The sequence below is a fragment of the Vibrio sp. 1069 genome, from assembly GCF_033340555.1.
In genome coordinates, this window is record NZ_JAWOWP010000727.1 from 1 (window position 1) to 568 (window position 568).

The 568-nt window shown below is 47.7% G+C and carries 1 pseudogene; it reads left to right on the forward strand.

Features of this window, described 5'->3' with window-relative positions:
* Positions 1 to 568, forward strand: a pseudogene (locus R7040_RS28710) (TonB-dependent siderophore receptor); the annotation flags it as partial.

The window sequence follows — 568 nt, forward strand, 5'->3', positions numbered from 1 at the left end:
GCATCTAACGACAACCAACAAGGCTCTTTAACGTTATACGGTTTGCTGTCAGAAAACGTAGATGCAATGGTTTATGGCCACTATGTGACGCGTGACGATTTCAAAGATGGAAATGGCGACAAGACGTTCGGCTCGGCAGGGGACGTTTACAACATTCTTGCGAAGCTTGGTTACGAGTTTAATGACATTCACCGCTTCGAACTTTCCTACGATATGTACCGTGACAGCGGCGATTACAGTCCTCGCCCTGATATGGCAGGTAGCGCAAACAATGGCTTGTCGAGCAAGTTGCTGATCCCAACGGATTATGATCGCGATACCGTCACGCTCAGTTACGAGCTAAGAGGGGAGCAGCACCAAGGTAACGTGACGCTTTACAACACCGAAACCGAAATCAAACGTGATGAAACGGTTATGGCACCGCGTTGGCCTTCGAACCGCTTGTCAAAGAACACGGCTAAGAACCAAAACCTCGGCTTAAATGCGAAATTCCAATCGGATTTTGCTCTCGCTCAGTTTGATAACCGAGTGACTTATGGCTTTGACTACATGGATAAGACGTCATCTA